Origin of the sequence: Lentzea tibetensis (genome assembly GCF_007845675.1) — a bacterium.
GTDB lineage: Bacteria > Actinomycetota > Actinomycetes > Mycobacteriales > Pseudonocardiaceae > Lentzea > Lentzea tibetensis.
On the sequence record NZ_VOBR01000071.1, the window covers coordinates 1 to 7,347 of the forward strand.

Sequence of the window (7,347 nt, forward strand, 5' to 3'; positions counted from 1 at the left end):
CTTGGTCGATAGCTCTGCCGGCAGGGGCTTCGCCGCATCCGGGCGAAGCCACGCCGGTGATCATCAGCCTGTGATCAGCAAGAAGCCTCGCCTGCCAACGCATCCAACCCAAGACGAAAATGGGTCACTTCCTCGCCTTGTGCGTCGCGCGCAGCGCCAACAAATGATGGGGCTGTCGCCGGCGCTGCTGGCCTCGCGCTCATCGGGCCGATCATCCCCGCCCGTAATTTAGACCGCTGACGACTGTCGCCTGTGCGACAAGGCGGCTTGCATGGTCGCAGTCAGCGTCCGCCGATGCCCGCGCAACGCCGGTCCGCGACAAAAAGACGCCCTCCTCGCCCGTTGACCTGTGCAAATATGCTTCGTTTGCGTGGTGTTGCGTAACGCCTGCGGGTATCGCTGATGGCGGTGATTCAACTGCGGGCAATGATATTCATATCCGCCAAGCGCAATAGTGGGCCAAATGTCGGATCTCGCTACTCGAGTTGCTGGAAGAGCGAGGACAACGAGGACAAGGAGTAAGATTGATGAAGGACATGCAGGAAAAGGTCGATGAGGTTTCGACGTACGTGCGGCCCAGTCTGCGTGTCGAGCGGCGGGACCTAACCGAGGCCGAGCTGGCTCAGATCGCAGGCGGGTTTACCCCCGTACGTCGCGGCAGTGGCGACCCCTTCTAACCGGCAACGACACGGCCTCACGGTAGCAACAGACACTACGGTCAGTAAGTCGGTGATATCGACCCGGTGAGTCGAGTGGACGTCCGCTCGACTCACCGGGTCGATCGAATTCCGTCTGCGGCGGGGCCAGGAAACTCATCGAGTTTACTGGCCCCCCCGCCGAGGGCTGGTGATTGGGAAGGTGTTTCTCCTGGGGTCGGGGGGCGGGTCCTAAAACCTGTTTTTTTCCCCCCCCCCCCGCCGCAGACGTCTTGAGATGCTGAAGGCTCGACACAGACTTCTGGAAGATCGTGGCCGGGCCATACTGACCGGCCCGCCGCCGACCGCGTGAGAGCAGAAGTCGCGTTGGCGGTTGAGTCTGAGCAGGCAGGTGTCGAACCGTGCTCGACATCGACAACCGCAGCCACAACATGTTGCTCACCCGGCCGCGTTACCTCGGTGAACGAGCCGCCGCGATGCTCCTCACCCGACGGAAAACCCAGAACCGGATCACCCAATGTCCCTGGCGGATCGGAGACATCGCCAAGGCCGCACTGGTTCTCACACAGCTCGAACACCCAGGACGCTACCGAGAAAACCTCAGTGAGTACACGGCCAAATTTGGCAACCTGCGCAATGGTCGGTCAGTTCAGGAACCCAATGCTCCTGCCCGATGCTCCTGCCCGAAACCTCAGCTCCGTGGCCAGCATGCGGTTGCCGGGCCGGAAGAAGATCATGATCGAGGGCGCGTCGAATGCGCCGCAAGGCGTTCCCCTCGTTGCCTGTAACCAGGGAGCCGCTCCCGGACGGGCCTTGGGGCGTTGACCACGCGGATTAACTCCACCACCGCCGTCCTTGCGGAGCGGTTGAGGACCTCCTCGAGCAGGTCCCGATCGAACCTGGCCGACAACACACCCAGTCCATTGTGGTCAGTCAACCGCCCCCATGGCCTCGACACGGACCCCAACCCCCGACGACGTCACAGCAAACCACCGTACCCGCCACACCCCGAGGTCAGCGCACCACACTGACCTCGACGGATGGCTTATCTGAACGGCATTGCTTCATGGCGCAGCCTGCCAGCGTCGAAGATCCCACATTACCGCAGGTCAGGCCGCCGATGACGTGCTGTCGGATTGGCGGACGTGCCGTTGGTGTGAACAGATGTCAAGGACGATCTCGTGTTCTGAACAGGGAGTCACACGTTTGGCGCCATCCGCTCTATCCGGGACACGAGAAGAGAGTTCATGTCGACTACCAGCGACACCGACCCGACACCGCCCAGCGGTGGTGTTCCCACTGTGACATCGGAACTGAGGGTGCCGAGTCTCGACCTTCCCAGTAGTAACCTGTCGTCCGAGCTGAGCACCGAGTACCCAGGCCTTTTCATTGAAGTCGACGATGCCCAGGTCACCACGGAAGGTCGAGTAGAGCAGGCCCGCTCACCGTCCGTGGTGGCTCTTCCGGCGATGGAGAGCGAGTTCGCTGGTCAGTACCGGACCACGTTCGCGGACCTGCCGAACCTCGCCGACCCTGGCGTCGTCGCGAAGCTCGGCGAGCTGTCGGCGATGGCTGTCGGTGGCAGGTTGGAGAACTACACGGGCATCGTGCTGGGCAATCCCGCGGTCAAGGACGCACTGGGCCAGATCGATCAGAACCTCCCCGGCTTGAACGACCCTGACGCGCGCGCGAGGGTGCGGTCGCTGGTCAGTGACGCGGTGCTGGCGACCTCGCTGGTGCCGTCGCGGGAACAGGACTTCCGCGACAACTCGAAGCTCAGCTTCGGGAGTGTGCGTGACCGCAAGACCGTGCAGCCGCTGTCGGTGGACAAGCTGCAGCAGGTGCTGAGCGATATCGCGGTGAACGTGATGGCGGGTCGTGATCCTTTCGACGTCGCCGGCTCGACTGTGCAGGGCATCGACTACAGGCCGGACCTGCCACTGCCGCAGAAGATGGCTCTGCTCGGTCTCACCAACCTCACCGCGGACGCGCGGGGCGCGCTGCAGAACGACGAGTTGTTCCAGACGCTGCTGCGCAACCCGACCGCGTTGACCGACTCGTTGTTCGGGGCCACCGGCCACGACGAGCAGCGCTTCATGAGCACCTGCGTGGCCGCGGCGACGAACACCGAGGTCCGTGGCAAGGTGCCGACCGTCGCGGGTCTGCTGATGGTCGGCAACGGCGTTATCGAGCGGGTCGAGCAGCAGCTGGACACCACGCCGATCGAGCTGCTGGGCAAGAAGGACCGGCCGTTCGGCCGGACGATCAGGGAGATGGCGCAGAAACGCGTCGACGACGCGAAGACGGTGTTCCAGCAGATCAAGACCAAGGCGAAAGCACTCGCGGAGGCCGACGTCAGCACTCCCGCCGTGCGTGAGCAGTGGGCAGAGCTGTCCACCCAATGGGGTCGCACGATGCAGAAGCTGGCCGCGGTGACCACGCTCAACCCCGCCGACGGCCATCCCCTGCCGGTGCTCACCAAGAAGGTGCTCCCTGGTGCCTGGAAGTTGAGCGTCCCCGCGGCGCTGCCGCTGGCTTTCGACCGGCCACTCAGGCGCACGACGGTAATACGGCAGATCCCGTTCCGGGACGCGGTCTCCCAGCACCTGGCGCCCAACCCCCGCGAGGAGTCCAAGGACGAGCTGTGGGACGAACCCGAGGTGCCGCTCACGCGGAACCTGCAGAACGAGGACGAGCTGACCGACTTCTGGACACAGGTCCAGTCCGGCACCGGAATCCGGCTCACCACACTGCGGCACCAGTGGTTGCTCAAGGCGGCCGAGGTCGGCGGCAAGCCGATGTTCGTGCTGAGCGACCCGACGAAGTCCTACTTCGACTACCTGTCGCCGGACGACTTCGTGAAATGGGCGAAGAACACCAAGCCCGACACCGGACGCAGCGTGTTCGACAACCTCGCCATCATGGTGCCGTCCAAACCGACCCTGCCCTCGATCGACATCGACATCGACATCGACAACACCGTCGAACAGACACTGATGGTCGACGGTGCCGAGCAGGATGTTGGGCGTCGGCATGACCGAACCTCGCCGACTGACAGTGCAGGGCTGAGGTCGATGTTCAATGCCGGTGGTTCTCATCCGGCGCCGCCGATGTCGCGGAGCGGGTCAAATCTGAGCAGCGTCCTGGACTCGGACGACTCAGCCGTGGGTTCGGATAGTGATCTGGGTCGTCCGGAGTGGGTCGCCCCAGACTCCGGCACCAATCCGGCAGAGGACCCGTTCCTGCGGGACGAAGCGGCGGGTCTCTCATACAAGCTCAGGAGCGTGGACGCTGCTGAAGGCCAGGTCGTCTACTACCGGGATATTTTCAAGCAGGAGGCGGAGGAACGCCTGGACACGGTCCGCTCCTCGGTGTCACCCATGGCGAATGCGGTCGACGCGGTCCTGACCTCGGACACTGCGCAGGCGGACAAGCTCAAAAACCTGATCGTCATCGAGAAGACCAGGCGCCAGATGGCGGCCACGGCGGACACGCGCTCACCCGTCTGGGACGACCTCACGGCTCGGCTGGATCAGGAACTGCAGATGAGCGAGGCAATGGCCCACGTTGCGCTGCCCGAGTGGTACCGGACCTCCGACGAGCTAACCGACAAGGTCCTGGACGAGCTCGACCGGCTCGACGCCGCCCACATCGCGACGGAGGACGCCCAACTGCTGCTGGCCGCTGCGACCGAGCTCAGAGACACACGCAAACTGACGGTCTCGCAGGAGGTGGCCAGCCTGCGCGACCAGCTACGCCCGGAAGAGTTCGCCTGGCTGGCCGCCAAAGCCATGATCACGGTGCCGCCAGAAGTCGCCAACCCGGCCACGACCCGGCACGAGGCGCAGCACCAGGCCGTGCTGATGCTGCAGAACAAGGACGTGGTCAGCAAACTGCTCAACGCCGGTGTCCGCGTGGTGATCCTCCCCAAGATCACGCCCCTCACCGCACTACCCGAATTCAGCCACCTCGCCGGCACAAACACATCTGACGGCCGCCGCTGGGACGACCAGAAAGCCGCCATGACCGGCCGCACCGTGGCCGTACACGAGGACCACATCAGCCAGCTGCCCCACGAGATCGCGCACGCCATCCACGAACACGGACTCAACGAAACACACCAAATCGACGTCGGCACCCACTTCAGCCAGAGACTCAACCAACCCGACGCTCCCTGGCCCGGCAACTACGCAAAGACCGACAAATACGAGTCCTTCGCCCAGCTCAGCGCCACCTACGTAGGAGCGAACACCGGCCACGTCACCAACAACAGCACACTCTGGGCGAAAAAGAAGTGGCCAGAAATGCTCCCACTACTGAAAGACGTCTACGGGACCAACCCGCGCGCCATCCACAACCACAAACAACCCGCTGACATCACTCCCTTCAATGCCGCAACAGGCCAAAATACACCCAGTAAATCATCTCGCCACGCGCCAGCGAAGATCTCACTGCCCACCCCTCCAACGTCAACGTCAACGACGATTGCCGCAGTCGCAACAATGAGGTCGGCAAGCACCAACAACGATGACTCGGACAAACAAGCGACAACGACGACTCCGTCACAGCCCACCAACGCGATCTCCACGGCGGTTCGAGCGTCTACGATGTCCACGGGAACACGCGGAGGCGCACACCGGTGAGCCACGAGGTCGACGATTGTCCTGTGGAGCGTCCATGCCGTGATCGATGAGCACGGCTCGGAGGAGGTCTCCCGCCACAGCGATGTCGCAGACACGTCGTTGGGTTTCGTGCGGTTCTGACCATCGCGACCACCGACTCGGACGCTCCCGTCACGGCCTCCCGAAAGTGGCCGTCGCGCCACAGCCGGGCGGCCGTGCCCCAGACCACGAGATGCACATCGCCTCGACTCCCACGGTCGGCGGCGCAGGCCGAACAGATACGGAACGGGTGTTCGATACTGTCTACGGTCAACATTCATTTCCGCAGGACGCAGGGCAGCTTCATTTCCAGATGGCGTGCACGCGCACATTTAAGGACTGTCATCGCATGAGGATCGACATCGACCGCCGTGCCCGAGGGTCGCTAGAGCACCTGGGATAGAGCGACGAGAACGAGATGGGCGACTACCTCAAGCACAACGAGATCGACATCGCGAACGGCCTCCTGGTCGTCGAGTACCTCGTCGACAGGGGGTGGGCTAAGCTTGATCTTTAACCCGTTCGTCGTGGTTTGGTGCCTTTCTTGTGGTGGGCGGGACGTTGGTAGGCCTCTCCGGTGGCGAGGATGCGTCCGACGTCGTGGCGCGGGGCCCGGCACTGGTTTGTGGTGCCGGGTAGCCGTCCGGGGCCTGGATGGGAGGTTTCGGCGCACTGGCTGGAGAGATCATCTTCGCACGGATGTTGCGAAACCCGCGTCGGACCCGAGCGGGAGTGAGTCGCTCTGGCGGGGTGGGCTTCTCCTGGGCCGGCGCAGGTCGGCGGCCACCGGCCGGGCGAGCCGGAGTTGGGTGTGCACGGTGATCATCAGCCAGGTCCAGCGGTCGGCGGCCTCGGGGTCTCGCAGCTTCGGGACGGTCCAGCCCAGGGTTTGCTTGAGCAGGCGGAAGGTGTGCTCAATGTCGAAGCGGCGCAGGAACATCTGCCAGCAGCGGTCGACGTCCGTGTCGGAGGCGTCCACTTGCGACCACCACGGCCAGACCGGCTTCGCTTCGCCGCCGTGGGGCAGCCGCTCGACGGTCAGCCGGATCACCGTGCCCTCGATGATCGGCAGTGGTCCCTGGTGGTCGGCCAGGCCGCTCGGCTGGTGAGCTTGGGGTGCAGCCGGTCCCAAGCCTGTACGGTGGCGGTGCCGTAGAGGCGGGTGCCGGTGGTGGTCCTGGCCTGTTCGGTGCCCCAGGTGACCGGGTCGCCGAAGGCGAACTCGGCGCCGTGGTGGGCGGGCCGGCCGGGGCTGGGGCCGGGCCGCAGTGGCGGCGCGGGACGCCGCAGCACGCCGTCGGCGCGCATCCGGCCGAGGATCTGCACCGGCAGATCGTCCAGCAGGTGGGCGATGCGCGGGGCGTCGTAGCCGGCGTCGAGCACGACCAGGATCTCCGGGTCGCCCTCGCGCCACTGACCGGCGGTGATGAGCCGTTGCACGACCTCGCGGATCTGCGCGGTGGTCACCGCCGCGACATCCGCGCCGGGTAGTAGCCGGATCGCGTCCAGCAGCGCGGTCCACGAGGCGCGGCCGGTCTCCAGCGCCGCGACGACCGAGTACGGCCAGCCAGGGATCATCAGATGCTGGCCCTTGCTGCGGCCGTAGGTGTGGCAGAACGACCGCTCCGGTAAGGTGTTCACGTCCGGCCGCAGCCACGGTGACACGTCCACCGCCAGCACGACGCGGTCATCGGCGGCTCTGGGTAACGGTTGCGCGGCAACAAGATTGCTCAGCCGGGCGAGATCGACCCCGCCGTGGTTGATCCCGTCGTAGAGCGCGCCGTGCCCGCGCTGGTGCTCCGGCGCCAGCGACAAGCCCACCAGCGAGCGAACCGGGCCATCGGTACACAACACCGCGTCTGCCAGCTCGAACAACGCATCCGCCCGAGCCGTCAGACACCCGTAGAACTCCCCGGCTTCCGCAGCTCGTAGGCAAACGACCCGCCGAATTCGGGCCTTGAACTGGGAGAACAGGGATTGCCGAGCTGCCGCGCGTGTGCCTACACCCTGATCTCTCATTCATGCAGGTC

Annotated in this window: 5 protein-coding genes; 3 read left to right on the top strand and 2 right to left on the bottom strand. The window is 64.8% G+C overall.

Going from position 1 to position 7,347, the window contains the following annotated elements; genetic code table 11:
- Window positions 1-527: 527 nt before the first annotated feature.
- From FKR81_RS44730 to FKR81_RS42830, 3 genes are all read left to right on the top strand, one after another.
- Window positions 528-677, top strand: a complete 150-nt coding sequence (locus FKR81_RS44730; RefSeq protein ID WP_222598621.1) for a hypothetical protein — start codon at window positions 528-530, stop codon at window positions 675-677.
- Window positions 678-1,057: 380 nt separating this feature from the next.
- On the top strand, window positions 1,058-1,444 hold the full coding sequence (locus tag FKR81_RS46195; RefSeq protein WP_222598622.1) for a hypothetical protein: 387 nt from the start codon (window positions 1,058-1,060) through the stop codon (window positions 1,442-1,444).
- A gap of 513 nt (window positions 1,445-1,957) precedes the next feature.
- On the top strand, window positions 1,958-5,299 hold the full coding sequence (locus FKR81_RS42830) for a hypothetical protein (protein ID WP_146361306.1): 3,342 nt from the start codon (window positions 1,958-1,960) through the stop codon (window positions 5,297-5,299).
- A gap of 703 nt (window positions 5,300-6,002) precedes the next feature.
- On the opposite strand, the gene FKR81_RS45525 is transcribed toward FKR81_RS42830, so the two are convergent.
- Window positions 6,003-6,368 carry a hypothetical protein gene (locus FKR81_RS45525; protein ID WP_235922244.1) on the bottom strand — a complete coding sequence of 122 codons (366 nt, stop codon included), beginning with the start codon at window positions 6,366-6,368 and terminating at the stop codon, window positions 6,003-6,005.
- Window positions 6,365-7,336 (bottom strand): transposase, encoded by a 972-nt coding sequence (locus FKR81_RS45530; protein WP_235922245.1) that lies wholly within the window; start codon window positions 7,334-7,336, stop codon window positions 6,365-6,367. Before FKR81_RS45530 ends, FKR81_RS45525 begins: the two co-directional genes overlap by 4 nt.
- Window positions 7,337-7,347 lie beyond the last annotated feature (11 nt).